General features: G+C 30.4%; 21 protein-coding genes and 1 pseudogene. 1 reads left to right on the top strand and 21 read right to left on the bottom strand.

Annotated features, from left to right (window positions below; all coding sequences use genetic code 11):
• Positions 1-9: 9 nt before the first annotated feature.
• From EAG11_RS15795 to EAG11_RS15705, 19 genes are all read right to left on the bottom strand, one after another.
• On the bottom strand, positions 10-1,392 hold the full coding sequence (locus EAG11_RS15795; protein WP_129539998.1) for a hypothetical protein: 1,383 nt from the start codon (positions 1,390-1,392) through the stop codon (positions 10-12).
• 564 nt (positions 1,393-1,956) lie between these two features.
• Positions 1,957-2,190, bottom strand: coding sequence for a hypothetical protein (locus EAG11_RS15790; RefSeq protein ID WP_129539997.1), 234 nt, complete (start codon positions 2,188-2,190; stop codon positions 1,957-1,959).
• Between the two features lie 234 nt (positions 2,191-2,424).
• Positions 2,425-3,426 carry a TerC/Alx family metal homeostasis membrane protein gene (locus EAG11_RS15785; RefSeq protein ID WP_129539996.1) on the bottom strand — a complete coding sequence of 334 codons (1,002 nt, stop codon included), beginning with the start codon at positions 3,424-3,426 and terminating at the stop codon, positions 2,425-2,427.
• A 38-nt stretch (positions 3,427-3,464) separates the two neighbouring features.
• Positions 3,465-4,976 carry a helix-hairpin-helix domain-containing protein gene (locus tag EAG11_RS15780; protein ID WP_129539995.1) on the bottom strand — a complete coding sequence of 504 codons (1,512 nt, stop codon included), beginning with the start codon at positions 4,974-4,976 and terminating at the stop codon, positions 3,465-3,467.
• 3 nt (positions 4,977-4,979) lie between these two features.
• The gene (locus tag EAG11_RS22660; protein ID WP_256387064.1) at positions 4,980-5,531 is read right to left on the bottom strand and encodes a protein phosphatase 2C domain-containing protein; all 552 of its coding nucleotides are present in this window, start codon (positions 5,529-5,531) and stop codon (positions 4,980-4,982) included.
• 20 nt (positions 5,532-5,551) lie between these two features.
• Entirely contained in the window at positions 5,552-6,388 is an 837-nt protein-coding gene (locus tag EAG11_RS22655; protein ID WP_256387063.1) for a protein phosphatase 2C domain-containing protein, read from the bottom strand.
• 7 nt (positions 6,389-6,395) lie between these two features.
• Complete coding sequence (locus EAG11_RS15770; RefSeq protein WP_129539994.1) at positions 6,396-7,451, bottom strand: TerY-C metal binding domain-containing protein; 1,056 nt, start codon at positions 7,449-7,451, stop codon at positions 6,396-6,398.
• A 249-nt stretch (positions 7,452-7,700) separates the two neighbouring features.
• A complete protein-coding gene (locus EAG11_RS15760; protein ID WP_129539992.1) occupies positions 7,701-8,156 on the bottom strand; it encodes a hypothetical protein in 456 nt (151 codons plus the stop codon).
• Positions 8,157-8,167: 11 nt separating this feature from the next.
• Complete coding sequence (locus tag EAG11_RS15755) at positions 8,168-8,803, bottom strand: VWA domain-containing protein (RefSeq protein ID WP_129539991.1); 636 nt, start codon at positions 8,801-8,803, stop codon at positions 8,168-8,170.
• Between the two features lie 150 nt (positions 8,804-8,953).
• Entirely contained in the window at positions 8,954-9,592 is a 639-nt protein-coding gene (locus EAG11_RS15750) for a VWA domain-containing protein (protein ID WP_129539990.1), read from the bottom strand.
• A gap of 276 nt (positions 9,593-9,868) precedes the next feature.
• On the bottom strand, positions 9,869-10,528 hold the full coding sequence (locus EAG11_RS15745) for a TerD family protein (protein ID WP_129539989.1): 660 nt from the start codon (positions 10,526-10,528) through the stop codon (positions 9,869-9,871).
• 19 nt (positions 10,529-10,547) lie between these two features.
• Positions 10,548-11,099, bottom strand: a complete 552-nt coding sequence (locus EAG11_RS15740; protein ID WP_129539988.1) for a TerD family protein — start codon at positions 11,097-11,099, stop codon at positions 10,548-10,550.
• A 9-nt stretch (positions 11,100-11,108) separates the two neighbouring features.
• The gene (locus EAG11_RS15735; protein WP_129539987.1) at positions 11,109-12,074 is read right to left on the bottom strand and encodes a hypothetical protein; all 966 of its coding nucleotides are present in this window, start codon (positions 12,072-12,074) and stop codon (positions 11,109-11,111) included.
• A 24-nt stretch (positions 12,075-12,098) separates the two neighbouring features.
• Positions 12,099-13,187, bottom strand: coding sequence for a toxic anion resistance protein (locus tag EAG11_RS15730; protein ID WP_129539986.1), 1,089 nt, complete (start codon positions 13,185-13,187; stop codon positions 12,099-12,101).
• Positions 13,188-13,195: 8 nt separating this feature from the next.
• The gene (locus EAG11_RS15725) at positions 13,196-13,804 is read right to left on the bottom strand and encodes a TerD family protein (RefSeq protein ID WP_129539985.1); all 609 of its coding nucleotides are present in this window, start codon (positions 13,802-13,804) and stop codon (positions 13,196-13,198) included.
• 3 nt (positions 13,805-13,807) lie between these two features.
• On the bottom strand, positions 13,808-14,362 hold the full coding sequence (locus tag EAG11_RS15720) for a TerD family protein (RefSeq protein WP_129539984.1): 555 nt from the start codon (positions 14,360-14,362) through the stop codon (positions 13,808-13,810).
• A 3-nt stretch (positions 14,363-14,365) separates the two neighbouring features.
• Positions 14,366-15,172: a phosphoribosyltransferase family protein gene (locus tag EAG11_RS15715; protein ID WP_129539983.1), complete on the bottom strand. Its 807-nt coding sequence runs from the start codon at positions 15,170-15,172 to the stop codon at positions 14,366-14,368.
• Positions 15,173-15,174: 2 nt separating this feature from the next.
• Positions 15,175-15,702, bottom strand: coding sequence for an HAD family hydrolase (locus tag EAG11_RS15710; protein WP_371414597.1), 528 nt, complete (start codon positions 15,700-15,702; stop codon positions 15,175-15,177).
• A 246-nt stretch (positions 15,703-15,948) separates the two neighbouring features.
• A complete protein-coding gene (locus EAG11_RS15705) occupies positions 15,949-16,524 on the bottom strand; it encodes a TerD family protein (RefSeq protein ID WP_129539982.1) in 576 nt (191 codons plus the stop codon).
• A gap of 741 nt (positions 16,525-17,265) precedes the next feature.
• Between EAG11_RS15705 and EAG11_RS15700 the strand changes: the two genes are divergently transcribed.
• Positions 17,266-17,865: a DUF937 domain-containing protein gene (locus tag EAG11_RS15700; protein ID WP_129539981.1), complete on the top strand. Its 600-nt coding sequence runs from the start codon at positions 17,266-17,268 to the stop codon at positions 17,863-17,865.
• Positions 17,866-17,951: 86 nt separating this feature from the next.
• On the opposite strand, the gene EAG11_RS15695 is transcribed toward EAG11_RS15700, so the two are convergent.
• Positions 17,952-18,860, bottom strand: coding sequence for a pseudouridine synthase (locus tag EAG11_RS15695; protein WP_129539980.1), 909 nt, complete (start codon positions 18,858-18,860; stop codon positions 17,952-17,954).
• A gap of 138 nt (positions 18,861-18,998) precedes the next feature.
• Positions 18,999-19,954, bottom strand: a pseudogene (locus EAG11_RS15690) (geranylgeranylglycerol-phosphate geranylgeranyltransferase).
• Positions 19,955-20,255 lie beyond the last annotated feature (301 nt).

Raw genomic sequence — 20,255 nt, 5'->3', positions numbered from 1 at the left:
TTTTAAGTGTTATGGACATGGTGTTGTTGTTAGTTTATCTTTAGCATCTAGAGTTTTCTGGGCAGTAGTACCATCATTATCTATTTTAAACAACGAAATACCAGTGATACCATTTTCTTTCATAAATTTTAAAAAGCCTAGCTCTCTAGAGCTTTTATTCTTCCCCATCGTTTTCATATATTTATCATCTAATGCTTTGTTAAAAATCAATCCTAGATTAAGATCGCTATACCCCCCTTTAAGTCGAAGGGTATAATTCCCTTTACTAGAAATCATAGTTCCATAAATATCTGATAAAGGAATACCATTTTTGTTGGCATTCATCAAAAGTATCATAAAAGATTGTACATCTGCAGGAGAAAACATTTTAATAGGCTGATTTAACAATGGATTACCATCTAAATCTACAGTTCCAGAATCATAATCGTCAAGATGGGTATGCATATAACCAACGGTAGTAGCATCATATGGGAGTCTCATTGAATCACTACTTAAATTTGTTAGAGCCGTAAGTGGTCCGTTCTTGCTTTGCATATAACCAGTTTCTTTTTTTAGATTTGTTTTCTTACTTAGTTCATCGATTTTGGATTTAAAATTAGCATTTGTATTTTGTTTTTTAATTTGGTCGCAAGGGTTTTCAGTATTCACCGTTGAACCACCACCACCACCACCACCACCTCGAGGCGGATTTGTATATTCAGGTGGATCAACCGCACCGTATGAGGGGCCACGCGGGATAAAAGTCATAGGAGGAAACGATGGTGGTGCTGATGGAGATGTAATTATAACTTCTCTAAGCGGTATTCCAGGAGAACCACCGCTACCTCCAGTTGGTTCCTCTTCATCAGGACAATAATAACAAGGGTCGGCTACCATTTTGCTTTGTTCATTGTTACTGGCAGATGATAACATTGCTATTATTCCTTCTTGAACAACTTTGTTGTTTTCAAATTGAGCCGCTTTTATAAAACCATTTTTCAAATCCCAAGAACCAATGTATCCATTAAAATTACCACCGTCTATTGATTGACTACTCATTTTTGAATTTTTATCGGGAAATATCTCAAAGACTACAGCTTGGTAATTGTTTGCACTTAATTTATAAATATACAATTCTTGTTTCCAAATTTCTGATATATTTTTTTTGCGCTCAACAATAGGAACAATAATGGTTTCAGTTCCGTCTTCTGAGGTTGTTATTTTGGCTTGATTCCAATTGTATTCTAAATTTTGGAATAAATCAAAATTTGGGCTTTCAGCTTCATACTTTTTAAACCAAGTTTGAGCATCTAAGGTTTGATTAGATACCGTTTCTTCAGTACTGCAAGAGTAGACTAAAAGAATAAAAAAAGATAAAGAGTAACTTAAGATAGTAAAGATAGCTTTTTTCATATATATATTGTTTTGAATAAACAATAGTAATACTTTTTTACGAAATCATGTGTTAATTTTTATAAATTTACACAAAAAGACTACTAAAAAGCTTCTGAGAGATCAGAAGCTTTTTTGTTTTGAATTGATTACAACAGACATGCATTATTTATGTCTTCTGATTTCTATTCATAAATTTATAAATAAGAGGGATAATAATGATGAGCCAGATTAGTGTTGAAAGACCAAGAAATGTATCTCCTAAGGTTTTATATCCTAGTAATTTAATTAATGTTCCTGCTATTATTCCAATGACTGATATAAATAATATTTTTTTGTTTTTCTTTTCCATTGATACATTATTGGTTTCTAAAAAAATCTTTAGAAAAGTTTCAGTAGTTTTTTTGAATTGCCTCCTGCTTTAGCTGGAGGTTTATAATGAAAGTAAAAAAAAGGCTTTAGCCAAATTTATCTATTCGGCTAAAGCCTTGATTCTTGCTAAATAAAATTCCTCCAGCTAAAGCAGGAGGCAATTCAACTTTTTGGAATTTAAAAAAAGAATACAACTTGAAGCTTTATAAGAATTCACTCCACATCCAAATAAGGATCTAAAGCTTCGGCTAATTTATTGAGCCAATAAAAATTATCTTCAATAATTCTTATTTGAGACTCTGTTGTTTCGCATCTTCTCATTGAGCATAAAGAGAGCGCATAATTTACTTGACGTATTACTTTTGCCATTTCTTCGGGTTCAATAGCATTATTGAAAAAATTTATTAGTCTTATTTCTGTTTCTTCCGGAAGTTTATTTTCGCTCATGATTTTAAAGTTTAGTTTGTATAAAAAAATTATGGAGATATTATAATAGCAAAAATCGTAAGACATATTTTGTACTTGCACTCATATATGCTTCTAAATTTGTTTTTTCTTTTCGTATGAAAAAGGCTTATGAGTGACTAACATTATTTCTTTCTATTACATAATTAATCACAAACTATAATGCATAAAAAAAGACCTCAATTGAGGTCTTTTTTCGTATTTTAAATATTGATTTTATGCTTCTTCTTTTGGTTCTGGGAACATTACTGAAAGAATAACAGATATTACTAAAACACCAGCAATAACAATTAATGAATAAAGAGATTCTATGTGATAGAATGGTGAGATAATCATTTTAACTCCAATAAAAGCAAGGATTATTGCTAGTCCGTATTGTAGTTTACTAAACAAATGAATGAAATTATCAAGTAGGAAGAATAATGCTCTTAGTCCTAATATTGCAAAAATGTTTGATGTATAAAGAATAAATGGATCACTTGAGATTGCAAAAATCGCTGGAATTGAATCTACTGCAAAAAGTAAATCTGTAAATTCTATAACTGCTACTACAACTAAAAGAGGTGTTGCTAGTTTTTTTCCGTTTTCGTATGTAAAGAATTTATCTCCATCGTACTTATCGCTTACGCTAAAGAATTTTCTAATTAATTTGGCTCCTCTTGTATTGTTGTAATCTTCGTCTTCGTCCTCATTTCCTGCAGACCATGATTTTATTCCAGCATAAACTAAGAACAATCCAAAGGCTGTCATGATTAAGTTAATGTCGTATTTAAATCCTTCTACACCAACTAGGCTTAAAAGTTTATTTAAATAAGTTAATTCGATTAAAAAAGCTCCAGAGAATATAAATATAGCTCTTAGGACCAATGCTCCAATAATACCCCAAAATAAGACTTTGTGTTTGTTGGTATTTGGTACATCAAAAAACTTGAATACAAGTATAAAAACAAAAAGGTTGTCTACAGAAAGTGCTTTCTCGATCCAATACGCTGATTGAAATTCGTAAAATTTAGCAGAACCTGCGTAATAGTAAACTAAACCACTAAAACCCATTGCTAAACTGATCCAAACTAATGACCAGGAAATAGCTTCTTTATTGCTTACGACATGACTTTTTTTGTTGAAAATTCCTAAATCTAGTAATAGCATGATTACTACTGCGATTGCAAAAATTGCTATTAATCCAGGATGTTCGGAGAAAATGGGATGTTCGTTCATTTGTTGTTTATTAAATTAATTTTTGTTTTTAATTGTTTTTATTTATTAGCCATTGTAATTACGATTACTCTTCCTCCTTCTTCTCTCGAGAGGAGTAGTTTTTTTCCATCAGTAAGCTCTACCATTGTACCGATTGGAATTTCTTTGTCTTCTGTTAAATCTTTTAAATTGGTTAGTTTCTGATTGACTAATACCCATTTATCATCATGAAATGTAAAATATCCCACAGGTATTTTCTGCTCTGCGGTTAGTTTTTCATTTCTGGCAATATTACGATTAACGTGCCATTGAAACAAGTATTGATCGTTATAAACCATTAATCTATGATTTTCGGGTTTCCATACCGATTCTTGGGCTTGATAGTAAAGGTCTAAAACAGGAAGTGTCCCTTTGTGGGATGTTCCACAAAATGGGCATCTTGGTGTGTTTGTATTGTCAAAAACATACCATTTTTGCTCGCAGGATGTGTTATGACATTTCTGCATTAAATCGGATGTTTTCAGCAACGCTATTTCCCATTCTTCTGCCGTTGGTCTTTGCATCGGATTGTGTAATCCATCTATAAATACTTTATCGAATAATGTTTTTAGATACGGCCCCGTAATCGTGTAGGGTAGTTTGGTGATATCTGCCCAAGGCAAATCCCATTTTGATACTTGATTAAGTTTTGGTCTATTTGCATTGTCTGTAGGATGTTCTATAAACATTGCTTTTTCGCCCATAGACAATAAATCATCTTTTTCGGTGTCTAAATCATGAACTTTACCTCCCTTTAATGGATGACGATGTAATAGAAACATATAAATAAGCACAGGCAAAGCATGCAGATCTGTTAATCTGTTTGGTAATTTTCTGTTTGGGTCTGTTTTATTTAGATGTTTAGTTGCTAGTACTTCGGGAGCAATAAATTCGGCAGTGCCTATTACTTCTGCCTGAAATAATCCTGGAACTACTAATCCGTCTAGATCAATCATGCAGGCAGATTTTTCGATAGGATCTATTAGTACATTATTGTATGATAAATCAGAATGCGCCAATCCCATGGCATGCATTTTTTTTACTCCCCGAGTTAAATTAACCGAAACCTGAAAGTAACTTAACCAATCTCCTAACTCTGAATTTGCAACTCTAAGCGGAAATTGTGGGTTCCTGAATTTGGGTCCAGCAAACCATTTTCCATTTTTTTCTTTTCCTTGAATTAAATCGCTTGTTGCGTATCCTTTTTTGAAGAAGAATTTTGAATTGTAAACGGGAACAATTATTCCAGTTAGATTATTATATTCGATAACATCTGTTGGCCATCTAAAAACTTCATTTAAATAATAATCGCCTGCTTCCTTGTTTTGAATTTGTGGCAAATAATAATTAGTTATTTTTTGGAGTCTTTCCTTTTGATTAAAGTCTAATTTATCTCTAAAAATAGCAACTACATATTTTTTATCAGGACTAAAATATACATCTTTTACACCACCACGCATTGGTTCACCATTATCAACAAATTGATATGATTTTGTGTGGTCATTAATTGATTTTACGGTAACTATACTCATGATTTAGTAAATTATAGCTAGGGTTCTGTCATCGTGATTTCCTGGACTCCAAAAATCCATCCACGCCGAAAGTTGGTTTGCAATTTCGGTATTTTCCGGATTAAAATCGACCTTATGGCCATCTTCGTTATTTCCTTGCAAATCTCCTAAAAATTCGTTCCACTTTGTTATTTTTTCTAAATTAACTTCAACAATAAATTTAGGGTCGTAAATTCCATCTGTCATTAACATCAAATAAGAGAAATCATCAACTAATTTGAAACCAAATCGGGACGAGAACCTGTCACTTTGAAATATTTCTGGCATGGTAACAAATCTGGTTCCTCCACCAAATTCTCCAACATCTAGCCAGTTCATTAGTTTTATTTCGGTTAAATCTTTATTTAATAAACCAATAGGACAATCGCCAACTCCAAAGGTTAGTATGGCGTACCCGAAATCATATTTTTTGACTAACGTAAATATTAAAGTCGAATGAAAATCTTTAAGCTCTTTTTCATTTTGTATTGCAAACTCCTCTATTTTTTTATGTGTATAGTGGGCTCCCTTTGACAAGGTATTATAAACAAAGTGGCTTATTTTTTTGATGTGCTTTCATCTGATTTGTTATAATGATTTAAAAGTGTCTCATCAAACTCTTTTAAATATTCTAGGGTTAAATTTTGTTCAAAATATTCAATCACTAAATCGCAGGCCAATTTAGATCCTTGTCTTGATAAATTTGCTGAACCAGCACCATCTGAAACTGCCAGCACGCACCAACCTGTTTCATTGATGTTTTTAAAAGCATAATCATCATCTCTAAAGGAGCCAACATTTGCATGACTTCTTCCTCTTTTAGAAGCTATAACAATGTTTTTGTCTAAAAATTTTCCCGAAAAAGCAATGTTGTCTTCTTTCCAGAAAGGATCCGTTTTGTTGCTTTCAATGTTTTTCCACAACGATTTTGGATCAGGATTTATAATTACTGTAATTGTTTTTTCATTTAGTGTTGAATTTTCTTCCTCTCCTTCAACTCTGAATAGTAGTTTTATTTTTAAATCACCACTTATTTTTGGATTTCCATGAAGTAACTTTTCAGTATCGTTAAAAGAAAGTCCAGTATCGTCTAAGTTTTTAATTTCTGAATAAACAATATCGTTCCAGCCTAATTTAATAAAGTCAATTTCTGATTCATAATTTTTGTTCACCGTACCGTTTGGTAATAATACCGATTGTTGAATAATGTCATCAATTCTAGTTTTTAGCATCCAGTTTGCCATAATCATCTGTTGATTTTCTTTAATTATTTTTACGGATTCAATGTTTGTTTCATTTGCAATAAAATCATCAAATAGAGAATGTTTGCTTGTTGGAACTTCAATTTTATTTTGTGATAAAAAAGCTTGGACATATTTTTTTGTTTCTTCCATGAAAAAATTATCCTTGCGTTCTGTTTACATCAAAACCACCTTCGCCACTAGCGCCATAAGTTCCTTGATTGTTACACCACGGACAAGTACTTATGTCCTCGTCACCAATACAATGTATTTTGCTACAAACACAAACGGCAAACGCTATCTGATTGCCACAACAAGGACATGTTGGACCTCCTATGAGTTCATCGGTATTTACTTTATTGCTAAAATTAGTGGTGTCTGCTAGTTCAAAATAAGAATTGTCAACTTGATATGCTCCGACCAGCTTATAGTTTTTAGACGATAATTCGATACCGGCATAAATTGACGGAGCAATTGTTTTGCGGTATTTCATCAAATAAGGTCTTTTGGTATTTTGACATTTTCCGTTTAACACCACAAAATTATCATCTACATACTGACGATTTGGTTCTGATTTTGTTAAATCTATTTTTGAAAGTGTTTCTCCATCTAATTTTGCTAATTCGAATCCTGTCGAGTTGCTTTCGACACTTATACTACTTGTCTTTATAGAATCTGTAACCCATTTAAAGAATTCTTTATAGGATTGAACATTTGTGTTTTTAAAATGTAAAACGTTTTCGGTTAATTCACCTAAAAGGTTTGTGTCTGTTTCGTTTCCAAAAGAAATTGCAATTAGATTAGCTGTTTTTTGCCAATTAAGTTTCCATTCATTAATCGCCGCTTTACTATCATCTGTAGGAACTCCATCTGTAAATAAAAATACAATTGGTTTCCAATCGCCTTTCATTTCATAAGTAGTCTTAACGATATTTGTTCTCAATTCATGCATTAAATGCCCCAATCCTTTGCTTAATGAGGTTCCGCTACCAATTGGGAATTTAGGAGGGTAAAAACTAACTATTTCTTGTAAAGGGACCAATGTTTTAGGTTGCCCAGCAAAAACGATGATAGAAACAAATACAGTTTCTAGAGCATGAGGGTCCGTTTTTAAAGCTTGAATGATTGTAGCTAACCCCTCTTCAACTTGTTGAATAGGTTCTCCTACCATTGATTCGGATATATCAATTAAAAAATATATAGGTAATCTTCTCATTTTAAAGGAAATTTAGTAGCATTAAAAAAATAATTAAAAGTACAATTTGTGTCATATCAACTGATAATCCAATACCAACTTGAAAAGGCTTTACGATGGTTTTCAAAAAATTGAATATTGGCGAAAATATACTATTGAAAAAGTCAAAAATCTTTTTGTATTGTGGACTTAATTTATCTTTATAAGGGAGCAACTTAGAATATAAAAATAAACCAATTATTAGGATTTGGATGAAAAGTTTGATAAGTGTCATTTTGATAGGGTAGTTATTAATTCATTTGCAATTTGCTTAAAAACTTCTTCTTCTGTATTTTTTGTTTTAATCCCATAAACAGAGATACAATTATTGGACTCCATATAATTAATGGAAAAAGTAGCCCCGTAACATTTATTTATATCTGTAAAAGGAATAGCATGCATTGCTTTTATATAAATGCAGTTCTTGCGTGTTATAATATCTCTTATGTATAAATGCTCTTTTTGATAATTATCGATCAAAAGTTGTTCTATCTTCTTAATTGTAAAATCATTTACTATTATTGATTGATAACATACAACAAGACTATCTATATTCATGAGTTCTAATCTTTCGGTTGAGTTTAAAACTATTGAGTCTATGTCTGGTTTTCCTTCATGATAGGCTTCATCTGCATATTTTGCTACATCAATAATCGAAGTTGAAAGTTTAAATATTATATCTATCATTTAAAGAAAAATTAAATTACGATAGTTATTTCGCTTGGCGGTGGAGGCAAAGCTACACTTTCTCCTGTTCCCTGACTTTTATTGCCTTGTTCGATAGTTTCAGAAACCCATTTAAAAAATTGTTTCAGAGTTGAGCTATCTGTAGAGTCTAAATGAACGACATTATCTGTTAGTTCTTTTAAAATATCGTCGTTGGCCATATGACCAGCTGCACAACCAACAATTGCTCCAAAATTCAGGTTTTTAATTTCGGGTGTTTTTTGTCTATAAAGTTGTATGTCTGATGGTTTTCCGTCTGTGAATACAAAGAGTAACGGTTTCCAATCTCCTTTTTGAGTTGGTGAGCCTTTTATAACATCTGTTTTTACTTTTTCAATTATAAACTCAAGTCCTGCTCCAGTATTTGTTGGTCCACTTTGGGGGCAGGTTATCTCTGGAAGCTGAAAGTTTACTAACTCTGTTAAGGGAGTAATTTCTTTTACTTCTCTATCAAAAGTTATAATACTAATCCAAAGCGAATCTAAAGCTTGTGCGTCTGAACGCAACGTGTTAATCATGCCACTCAAAGCATTATTTAATGCCTGAATTGGTTCTCCATACATTGAACCGGAAGTGTCTAATAAAAAATATACTGGTAGTCTTCTCATCGTATTTTTTGCAAAAAATGATTTAATAATTGTATTACTAAATTTGTTCTACGTTTATTTTATGTAGAAACACTTGTTTGTATTATATGATTCTGTTTGGCTCAAGAAGACTCTAAAAATCTTTTTTAGATGTATTTCGAGAGTAGGAATTTAAACTACAATATTAAGTTCTGATGGAGGAGGAGGTAATTCTTTGAAATTTGTGATTTCCTTTCCTGAATCTTCTAGTTTTGTTGAACTTACGCCAATAGAAGCTGTTACCCACTGAAAGAATTTACCAATGGTTGCAGTGTCTGCTGTATCTAAACTAACTACATTATCTGTAATTTTCTTTAAAACATTAGTATCTGCACCATTTCCTGCTGCACATGCTACTGTAAAAGCTACTTTTGATTTTTTAAATTCATTTAAGCCATTTTCCCAGTTATCTGTAGGGATTCCATCTGTCATGATAAAAACTAAAGGCTTCCAATCTCCCTTTTGTTCGGTAGTTGTTTTTTGAACTTCAGTTTCTATTTTATGAGCGACTAATCTTAAAGCTTCTCCTAAAGCTGTAACTCCTGTTGCTTTAATATCTACCATCTGAAAAGAGGCTAAATCTGTTAGTGGCACAATTTGTTGAGCTGTACTATCAAAAGTGATTATGCTTAAAAATGCGGTTTCAATAGCTTGAGGATTTTGACGCAAAGAACTAATCATTATCTGAACGCCATTCTTTACAGCTTCAATTGGCTCTCCTGACATTGAACCTGAAGTATCTAGCAATAAGTATACGGGAAGTCTTCTCATTTTTTTCTTTTAAGGGATGAAATAGTATTGGGTATTGTATGTGTTTGTATTTGCCTTTTGTTTATTAAGTGATTATAAAGAGCCCCAATAATAGGAATGGGGCTCATGAGAAAAATTTTCCACTAACCAATTAATAAAGTTATCACAACATAATTAAAGTGTATTATTGATCTTGTCTCATTTGATGAGCGAAGACTCAATTTCTTTACAATTTTAATTATGGAATGCGCTTGTACGCAAATAATGCATTTTCGTACTCTAAAATACTAGATTTTATTATAGGTATGATTGTACAATCTTGTGAACTGTTTGTCCTAAGAAAGTATCTTCAGTAGGATCTCCAATTGCACTAAATTTCCATTCATTATTTCGTTTGTAAAGTTTCCCCATAATTATTGAACGCTTGTTTACATATTGTCTATCAGCAGAGACATTATATGACGCAAACTCTGAAACTACTCTTGTTGGAGTACCTTCGTACATTCTGATTTTTGCATAAGGGATTTGAGAAAAATCTTCATTTCCTGCATTGTTCAAGAAGAAAAATATTTGGTTAACTTTTGAATCTACTTTTGATAAATCGACAGTTATAATTTCATTATCTAATCCATCATCACCACCTGTATCTCCAGCAAGATCATCACCTGTATGTTTTAGAGCGCCATCAACACTTAATAATTTACCTTTTGGTAAACCAAATTGTTGTAATGCTTCAATTCTGTATAAAGGAGAATATAAATGGTCACAAAGTTTGTTTTGGTCATCAATAAGAATACAACTCAAATCTAAGTCTACATCTTTTACATTTTTTGATAATCCGAGGAATCCTTTTGTTTCAATTGCTCCCCAGTTTACACCAACGCAGAAATTTGTTAATGTTTCACCACTTGATTTTCTTAGATCAATTTTTTGTCCTTTGGTTAAGTTAATTGCCATGTTTTTTTAGTGTTTCTTGTTAATTGTATTTATTTATATAATCTTGTAAACCACCTTTCATTCCTACGCCAACAGCTTCAAATTTCCACTCGTCGTTTCTTTTGTAAATTCTTCCAAATTCAACAGCAGTTTCTATGGAGAAATCTTCGTCTAATTCGTATTTAACTAATTCTACATTCGATTGATCTAGAATTCGGATAAATGAATTTCTTATTTGACCAAAGTTTTGTCTTTTTGTATCTGCATGATGAATAGTAACTACAAATGAAATTTCAGAAACTTCTGGAGCAATTTTTGATAAATCAATTTGTATTTTTTCATCATCTCCATCACCATCACCAGTTAAATTATCTCCAGTATGCACTACTGCCTGATCTGGTGATTTTAGATTGTTATAATATACAAAGTGGTTGTCAGAAGGAAGTTTGCCATTAGCACCAACTAAAAAGACTGATGCATCTAAGTCAAAACCTTCTCCAGTACTACTAGAATTACTATCCCATCCTAATCCAACAGTAAATTTTGGTGCATCGATACTTTGTCTTTGCCCTTTTTCTAAATTAATTGCCATTTTATTCTTTTAATTAATATTAATGTTTAACATTGTTTTTAAAATATTTGTTTGTTCATCCACATTCTGCAAATCATCTAGGAAATCAACAGAAGAGATCTTGTCTAAGTAATCTTTTAATACTTCCTGAACAGTTTCTGGAAGTATTGATTTGATTGTACTAAGCTCTAAATTCAAATCTGCATTTTTAGTTGTTAGTTGAATTACAATTTCTTCTTTTGCAGAATTATTTTTCGATAAATCTATTCCTTGAGAATTTTCACTATTTAAAAAATAGAAAGATTTATCATTGGCAACATAAATAAATTTGTCATTAGAATCTCTAAATTCGTAGACTTCAATTGTCTCGTTATTACAAACTAATCCACACAAAAATTTAATTTTGAACTTTAGAATGTTTAATCTGCCTAATAATTTTTTTTCAAATTTCGCAAATGAGTTTTCATACAAGCTTTTGTTGTAGCGAGTGAGCTGTTCATATTGATCAATACTTATTTCTCTGTAATATTCAGATTGAACGCTTTCAGAAAAAATCGTAATCTCATTCCAATTAAATAAAGCAGATTTATCAGCTACAAATATGTTGTATAATTCCTCAATCTTTTTAGACATATTTTGCGAATGAACCCGCATTTGATTCGTAAACTTAGTTTCTTCTATTTCTGATTTTAGTTTTGAAATAATGTCATCATTAATATATATTTCATCTGAAATTAAAAGATAGTTTTGTTCTTTTGATTTCTTGATTTTTTGAAACAAATCAATGAGGCTGTTAGTAAACTGTATGTGAAATAGTTCTAATTTATTAATGTCTAATGAACGGTTGTTTTGAAAAAGAGTATGGATTATTTTTGTTTTTATTAAGGTACCAACAAGATCCTTGTGATTAAAGAAATTGGATAACAATTCTAAAATCACAAGTTTTCTGTTACTATCTTTTATTATTTGAACGAACCGTTCCTCTTCCTCTTGCATTTGTTGGTCTTATCTTATATTCAATTAGCTTATGACGCCTTTTTTTAATTCGCTTTCAAGACTTTGCAAACCAGCATCTAGTTGTCTTCTGGTTTCAGTACCTTGTTCGTGAATTTGTTTTACTTCTGTTAAAGTATCTATTAAAGATTTGGTTGTCATTTTAAGCGTTTCTAAAGAAACAATTGTGTTTTCATTTTCTTTAGCTACTTCAATGCTGTTTTGTTTCAGCATTTCGGCATTTTTCTGCAAAATAGTATTTGTTGTTTCAGATACTTTTCGCTGAATTTCAATATTTTGTTTTTGTCTTTGTAGAGCAACAGCTAGGGTAAGCTGGTTTTTCCAGACAGGCATTGTCGTCGTTAAGATAGATTGTGCTTTTTCTGCAATAGACGTATTGTTGTTTTGAACCACACGTATTTGGGCTAGAGATTGCAACATAATAAAACGAACAATTTTCATGTCGGCCAAACGTTTGTCTAGACGGTTTATGAAATTCCTTTTATCAGAAATTTGATAATCTTGATATTGTGCCGTGTTAGCTTCCATCACAGCAAGTTCTTCGTTTAGTTCTTTAAAACGAATTTGTCCTGCAATAACGTGTTTTTCCATTTCTTTGATAAGAGCGACATTACCATCAAACATGGTTTGAAGTGCGCTATTATCTTTAACAGAATTAATCATTCCAGCTTTTACTTTATTACTGATTTTGTCAATGTTTACAGTAATTTTATCGTATTGTTGGAATAATTTTTTTACATCGACAACTAATTTATTAAGGACTGGAATCTTTGAAAGAAATCGCTTAACAGGTCCTTGGTCTAACTGATCAACATCTACATAGTTTAATTCAGTTAACAAATCATTAATCAAAGTTCCTACTTCTCCAGAGTTGTATGTTCTAACGTTGGTTAAGAAAGTATCACTTTGTTTTGCAATAGCATTTTGAATGTCAGCGCCGTAATTTAAAATCGAATTGGCATCGTTCTCATTTAATTGATTTGAGATTGATTTGTAGCTGTTAATTTCTGTTTCAGTAATTGTAGCTAAGTTTACATTTCCATCTTTGTCAATTAAGGCAACGTTTTCTTGAGTAACTAATTGATTGTCTATCATGTTGTCTTTTATAAATGATTTTGTTGGATAGTAAGAATCGTTTCTTCAAGTTTTTTATCTCTTGTAGGTGTTCCGATTGCACTAAATTTCCATTCATCATTTCTTTTGTAAAAAACACCAAGAACCATTGATACATTTCCAGCAAAAGAAGAATCGTTTGCAATATCATAACGAGCATATTCCTGGTTAACTCTTGTTGGAGTTCCTTCGTATATTCTGATAGATGCAAAAGGAATATCTTTAAAATCTTGTCCTCTAAAACTATTTATAAAGAAAGCTACATGGTTTGCAGAAGGTGATATTCTAGAAAAATCTAATGTAATAACTTCATTGTCTAATCCGTCATCACCGTTTAAATCTCCAGTTAAATCATCACCGCTGTGTTTAATAGCTTGATCATTAGATTGTAGTTTTCTAAAGTTAACAGAATCGATATGGTTTTTCTTTTCGTCATAAATGGCACAACTTGCATCTAGATCTACAGGCTCTTTTTTTGTTCCAAAAAGCCCTTTTTTCTCAATAGCTCCCCAATTTACACCTACGCAAATGTTTTGTAATTTAGTACCGTTGCTTTTTTCAAGATTGATACGTTGTCCTTTTTCTAAATTTATAGCCATTTTTTAGTTGTATTTATTTAAGTAATCTTCTAATCCACCTTTCATTCCTGCACCAATAGCTTCAAATTTCCATTGTCCGTCTTTATTGTATATTCTACCAAACTCAACTGCAGTTTCTATAGAGAAGTCTTCTTCTAATTCATATTTAACCATTTCAGTATTGTTGCTATCATCTACAATTCTAATAAATGAATTACGAACTTGTCCAAAATTTTGTTTTCTGTTTTGAGCATCATGAATTGTAACGACAATACATATTTCTTTTACAGCAGCATCAATTTTTGTTAAATCAATTTTTATTTGCTCATCATCTCCATCTCCATCTCCAGTTAAATTGTCTCCTGTATGAATAACAGATTCGTCTGGTGATTTTAAATTATTATAAAATATAAAATGAGAGTCAGAAATTATTTTTCTATTATCTCCTAATACAAATACAGAAGCATCAAGATCATATCCTGATCCTGTCGAGCTACTATTTGTATCCCATCCTAAACCAATTGTAAATTTTGGGGCATTTATGTTTTCTCTTTGCCCTTTTTGTAAGTTGATAGCCATAATTTAATCAATTTTTATTACGTTAATGTTATTTTGGTATTCTAAAATTTGGTGGTAGTTATTACTTATTGCTAGATGAAATAAATCATTACTTTTTAGCAACGAAATGTTATTTGCTAAATAGCTAAAATCATCTTCGTTGAGACTTAATATATACTTTACTATTCTAGTATTGTATTGAAAATGATCGCTATTTATAATGTTAACGATGTCTTCAACATTCTTAACAGAATAATAATTATAATGATTTTCTATGTTTGGATGAATCTCTTTATTTATTAATTCAGCAAAATAAACAAATACAAAATCACCATTTACATTATACTGATCTAGTATTTTATTTACAGTATGTTCATGGCTTCCTGTGATCTTAATATCATCAACGAAAATACAAAGTTTTCCTTCAATAAAATTTTTGTCAATATAATAGGTGTCATTAGAGATTAATTTTACTCTTTCTTCAAAATTTAAATTTCCATAATCAGTAACATAAGTTTGATTTCTGTAAATTTTTGACTCAATACATGCTTTTTTGTTGTTTTTAAACAGAAAGGCGTTGAGTTGTTTCTTGAAATAATAACATAAAAAGTTTGAAGCTGTAGGTATCGATAAAAATGGACTTGGAAGTATAACTATTTCCTTGTTTGATAAAATCAATTCACCATATTGTTCCGTAAAGCCATCGAATAATTCTTTTGCAAATTTTTCTGCATAGCTTTTATCTCCAAATTTAAATCGGCTGTATTCTCCTTCTTGAAAAGGGCAATTATCTTTTTCAAGAATTTTATGTAAACTAAAATTTTTATTCACTTTTATAATTTTAATAGGTGTGCATCAAATCCAAAATTAATAGCTCCATTATAATCGGCTACTATGTTGTCTCCAATATGCAGTATTTCTTTTTTGGTTGTTTTTTTTATCTCATTTGCTTGGTCAAATACTAATTGAAAAATTTGACTATTTGGCTTTGAAATTCCGACTTCATCGGAGTATATCTGAAAATTAAAATGATTTTCTAATTCATAATGAGATAATATTTTTCTCAATGTTTTCCCTTTAATAAAAGCAGTGTTACTAAGTAAGTTGATTGTTTTTCCTTGTTTAGTAATTTCATCAAAAAGGGCTGGGATATTTTTATATAGAAGCTCTGGTTTATATTTCAAGAATAATAATTCAGTCTCTTTATAAAATAATTCTAATTTATCTGTTGAGATCTTATTTATGTCTAAATTTAATGCGTTTAAGATTAAATAATAAATTTCATAAGTATCAATATTGGATCCCGTTCTTTCGTTTATATTATTGCATAAAACATCATAATAGCGAACTACCTCATTCACTTTTTCGATTGTAGAATCTACATCAAAAAATCTTTAAATAATAGATTTCTTTTACTTTTAAATTCAGGATTTGATTTTATGAGGGTCAACCATAAATCGAATGATAGATGACTATGGTTTGAATGATTTATTTTCAAGTTTACAAGTTTGATAGCAACAGATTAATTTTAAGTAGAGTTCATGATACTTCTTAAATACTAATTTGTTTTGGATTAGTAATGAATTGATTTGATTTTGAGAAAGTCATTATTTAATGATTTCACCTGAATAGTATTTCTCTAAAAAGAAACCTAAATCGGCTCTATATCCAATTCCAGAAGCTTCAAATTTCCATTGGTCATTCTTTTTATAAAGTCTTCCAAATTCTACACCTGTTTCTATCGAGAAATCTTCGTCCAATTCGTATTTAGCAATTTCTTCTCCGCTTGCATTATCAACTATTCTAATATATGAATTTCTTACTTGGCCAAAGTTTTGTTTTCTTCTTTCAAAGTCTTCAATTGTTACAACAAATAAGATTTCATTAGCTCTTGGGTCAATTTTAGTTAAATCAACTTTTATAGCTTCGTCGTCATCTCCATCACTACTTTTTCCATCAGGATCGTCACCGGTATGTTCTAATGATTCATCAGGAGATTTTAAATTATTATAAAAAACAAAGTAATCTTCACCCAAAAGTTTTCTATCTGAATTAATCATTATTGCGGATGCATCCAAGTCAAAATCATTTCCTGTTCCTTCGTTTGGATCCCAACCTAAACCTATTGTTATTTTTGATAAGCCAATGTTTATTTTTTGCCCTTTCTGTAAGTTAATTGCCATAGTGATATTTAGAATATAATTGGTTTTAAAAGGATAAAAATATAATATATTTTGTATTAAACTGTTTTAAATTAGTTAAAATAGCTTTTTTATTTGTCTTTATTTTGTTGTAACAATCTGTTGTTATTTTTATTCTTTAATAGTACTCTTTTATAATGTTTCTGTTTGAGGTGTTACTGTTAAAAATTATCTGTCGATTCAGTAGACATACTAATACTAACTATTCTTAAATACGTATTTCCGTAATTTGCTTAGAAGCTACTTTCTTACTTTTGAAAAATATGATTTTATAGTTTTTTGTTAAAAGGATACTTTTATTTATTGTCAGTCTGCATCATTGAGTGTCAATGTATTAATGAATGACATGTAAAACTGTATTATGCAGTTTTTAATACTTATTTTATTTTTATAAAAGTTAATAAGAGTAAATCCATTAATGTCCTGTTGTGTTTAATAAATGTAAAAAAAAAGCTATATTATTTTGAAATAAATGTAGTATTTGTCATTCTTTTTAAAATTAGTGTGATTTCTTTAAAATTCTTGATATTTAGTCAGTTAAGGCTATTATTGGGTTTTTTATACATTATATGGTTTATTTGAGGTTAATGTTAAATTTTTTTTAACGTTTTTTTTGGATATGATATTATTTTATATATATTTATCACATAAACGATGAAATACCACACTTTATCGATTATTTATAATCGATAAAAATTATTTAATTAAAGAAATCCAGTATTCATGAATCCAAATCTACAAATTGAACTTAGGCGTTTTATTTCTTCAAATGTTGTTTCTAAACTGAATAAATTTTACTTTGAAAATGATGCTTTATTAATTAAAGCAATTGATGCATCTATCGGAACTATATTAATAGGAGCACATAATAAAATACACGATGGTGATTTATATAATGAGTTAATTGACATTGTTGAGGTTACCGAATTTTATAAAGAAATAGATTTTGAGTCAGGGCGATTATTATCTGTCAATGATTGTTATAAAAACGAAGGGAATAAGTTGTTGAAACGAATTTTTGATAATAAAAAATCAAGAATTACTGAAATGGTTTCTAACGAAATAGGAATTAAGAGCGAAACTGCCCGCGAAGTATTAAATTTTTCTGCTCTTTTGGTTTTTTCTTATTTCAATTTCAAAAAACAAGTACAAGAGAGTCTTCAATCTACGTTAGAAGAGCAAAAGAGAGGTATTCTAAATAGCATTCCACTCGGAATCAAAATTATCTTAGGATTTTCATCATACGAAGTTGTCGAGGAGAAAAGCAAATCTAAGTTTTCAAATTCCATTTTCAACCATATTTTTTCAAATAGCAATTCTTAAACTTCAACTTTCATTGAAGTCTAAAAAAAAATCCCATTTTACAAATGTGTAAAATAGGATTTTCTGTTTATGTATAATTTGAAGTTTTATACGTTCTTCAAATTGATAATTTCTTGTTCTGTTAGCATACGCCAGTTTCCTCTAGGTAAATTCTTTTTGGTTAAACCTGCAAATGCTACACGGTCGATACGTAAAACATCGTAATCAAAGTGCTCAAAAATTGAACGAACGACTTTTACATTTGATGAACGTAATTTAAGCCCAATTTCGCTTTTTGGTTCATTGTCGATATAGCTTATATCTTCAACAAAAACACGGTGTCCATCAAGAACAAGCCCTTTGTTTATTTTTTCTAAATCTTCAAATTTCAAGTTTTTATCTAATGAAACTTGGTATATTTTAGATGATTTTTGGCTTGGTAAAGTAAACTTACGAAGCATATCAGTATCATTTGTAAACAACAACAAACCAGTAGTATTTTTGTCCATTCTACCTACTGCAGCAATTTTGGCATTTGTAGAACCACGAACCAATTCTAAAACATTACGGAATTCTTGACCTTCGTCAAAAGCAGTTGTAAAGTTTTTAGGCTTGTTTAATAATATGTATTCTTTCTTTTCTGGAGTTAAAACTGCTCCGTCAAAATTAACGACATCACCTGGTTTAACCAAGTATCCCATTTCTGTAACAGGAACGCCATTTACTTTTACATTTCCAGATTGGATGTAAATATCTGCATCACGACGAGAACACGCGCCAGAATTAGCAATATATTTATTCAAACGAATCTCATCAGCAGCCTTTTGTCTTTTTGGTGCTTGATTCGGTTTTTTAGTAGCTTTTTCAGCAGCTTCTTCCGCTATCTTAGTATTCGGCTTCGCTTTTTTAGGCCCTTGTGCACGCTTTTGCATGGCAGGTTTTGGCTTATTTGAGTTGGGTCTTGAACTATTTGCTCTTGGCCCTTTTCCTTTATTATTGCCTTCCTTGTTATTCATAAATCCTGTAATTTGTGCAAAGATAGTTTATTATTGGTTAATAGCAGTAACTTGATTGTTGTTAGATTACTAGCTTTTAATACTATTATTAGCTTTAAATATGAAAATTATCAAAAAAAGCTGAAAATTTTCAAGTAATTAGATTTTTAAAAGTAAAGTTTTTCCGTGCCACAAAACACTTGGATTAATAAGTACAATGCAAAATACACCAGAAACGATAAGAAATTTTAATACATTGTGTAATAATAAAAATTGTGTTTTAGAATTTGACTTCCATAGGTATAGTAAGAAAAATATTAAAATTATAAAGCAGGAATAAAAATAAATGTCCATGTAGCCAATGTCATATATTTCGATTAAGATGTATACAGGGACTATGGTTAGGAAAGTTAAAAAGGTGATGATTTTTTTGAAGCTCTTTCACCATAAAGAATCGGAATAGTTTTGTAGTTGTTAATCAAATCTCCTTTTAAATTCTCTAAATCCTTTATCATTTCACGTATTAGTAGTAATAAGAATAAAAAGATAGCATGAGCAAATATAACTGCAAAATGACCTCTTTGGTTTTCTAAATCATTAAATGAAATTTGGTTGTAGAAATATAGTAATATGGCAAAGAATGGTAAAACGGCTAATAGTGCGGCCATAAGATTCCCTATCAATGGGAATTTTTTGATCTTATGTGAGTAAAACCAAATCAGAAAAATATATACAGAAAAGAATAAAAAAGCTCTCCAGGAAACAATTAATGCCATTAATGCAGCAATGAAGTTGAGCGTGAAATAAACACTCAGCTTCGTTTTTTGACTTACCAATCGATCCAACATTGATTTGTTTGGACGATTAATTAAATCTTTCTGACTGTCGTAAAAATTATTTATGATATAACCTGATGCAATCGTAATTGCCGATGCGAATACAATTAAAAACAAATGAAAGTCTAATAAAATATCGAGTGCTCTTTTTTCGGGAGCTAGTATAAATATTGCAGATAAGTATTGGGCTAATATTATAATAGGAATGTTGTAGCCTCTCACTACTGAGAACAAACTTATAACTTTCATCGCTAAAATTTTATTCTGACGGCTTAACATTTCTTTTATTATAGGTTGTTAGAGTTGTACTTCGGTATTTAAAATGACTAAAGTACATCTTTTAATAGTCTTTAAGAACTTTATCTTGATTTTATCATCTGTAGTAAATCCTTTTTTTATGATACTGTAATCTATTTTGTGTTTTCTTTTCTACAGCGTAAATAGAAGACGCTATATAATTTAGGTCCATTTGGTATTAATATACTAAAATACTCTTGTTGTCAATATGTGTTAGTTTTTTTAATCTTTTGTTTTTTTAAATTCCTTTACTGTTTTCGTGAGATGAAAATTCGGAAATAAA

It is taken from the genome of Flavobacterium sp. 140616W15, assembly GCF_003668995.1.
Taxonomy (GTDB): domain Bacteria; phylum Bacteroidota; class Bacteroidia; order Flavobacteriales; family Flavobacteriaceae; genus Flavobacterium.
This window is presented reverse-complemented; position numbering and strand designations above follow the sequence as displayed.

Bases quoted from the DNA above. Each gene is read 5' to 3' on its own strand.
- EAG11_RS15735 (WP_129539987.1), bottom strand. From the start codon at position 12,074: ATGCAAGAGGAAGAGGAACGGTTCGTTCAAATAATAAAAGATAGTAAC.
- EAG11_RS15760 (WP_129539992.1), bottom strand. From the start codon at position 8,156: ATGATAGATATAATATTTAAACTTTCAACTTCGATTATTGATGTAGCA.
- EAG11_RS15790 (WP_129539997.1), bottom strand. From the start codon at position 2,190: ATGAGCGAAAATAAACTTCCGGAAGAAACAGAAATAAGACTAATAAAT.
- EAG11_RS15780 (WP_129539995.1), bottom strand. From the start codon at position 4,976: ATGAGTATAGTTACCGTAAAATCAATTAATGACCACACAAAATCATAT.
- EAG11_RS22655 (WP_256387063.1), bottom strand. From the start codon at position 6,388: ATGGAAGAAACAAAAAAATATGTCCAAGCTTTTTTATCACAAAATAAA.
- EAG11_RS15770 (WP_129539994.1), bottom strand. From the start codon at position 7,451: ATGAGAAGATTACCTATATATTTTTTAATTGATATATCCGAATCAATG.
- EAG11_RS15750 (WP_129539990.1), bottom strand. From the start codon at position 9,592: ATGAGAAGACTTCCCGTATACTTATTGCTAGATACTTCAGGTTCAATG.
- EAG11_RS15695 (WP_129539980.1), bottom strand. From the start codon at position 18,860: ATGAATAACAAGGAAGGCAATAATAAAGGAAAAGGGCCAAGAGCAAAT.
- EAG11_RS15725 (WP_129539985.1), bottom strand. From the start codon at position 13,804: ATGGCTATAAATTTAGAAAAAGGACAACGTATCAATCTTGAAAAAAGC.
- EAG11_RS15700 (WP_129539981.1), top strand. From the start codon at position 17,266: ATGAATCCAAATCTACAAATTGAACTTAGGCGTTTTATTTCTTCAAAT.
- EAG11_RS15745 (WP_129539989.1), bottom strand. From the start codon at position 10,528: ATGGCAATTAACTTAACCAAAGGACAAAAAATTGATCTAAGAAAATCA.
- EAG11_RS15720 (WP_129539984.1), bottom strand. From the start codon at position 14,362: ATGGCTATCAACTTACAAAAAGGGCAAAGAGAAAACATAAATGCCCCA.
- EAG11_RS15705 (WP_129539982.1), bottom strand. From the start codon at position 16,524: ATGGCAATTAACTTACAGAAAGGGCAAAAAATAAACATTGGCTTATCA.
- EAG11_RS15795 (WP_129539998.1), bottom strand. From the start codon at position 1,392: ATGAAAAAAGCTATCTTTACTATCTTAAGTTACTCTTTATCTTTTTTT.
- EAG11_RS15740 (WP_129539988.1), bottom strand. From the start codon at position 11,099: ATGGCAATTAATTTAGAAAAAGGGCAAAGACAAAGTATCGATGCACCA.
- EAG11_RS15755 (WP_129539991.1), bottom strand. From the start codon at position 8,803: ATGAGAAGACTACCAGTATATTTTTTATTAGACACTTCCGGTTCAATG.
- EAG11_RS15785 (WP_129539996.1), bottom strand. From the start codon at position 3,426: ATGAACGAACATCCCATTTTCTCCGAACATCCTGGATTAATAGCAATT.
- EAG11_RS15730 (WP_129539986.1), bottom strand. From the start codon at position 13,187: ATGATAGACAATCAATTAGTTACTCAAGAAAACGTTGCCTTAATTGAC.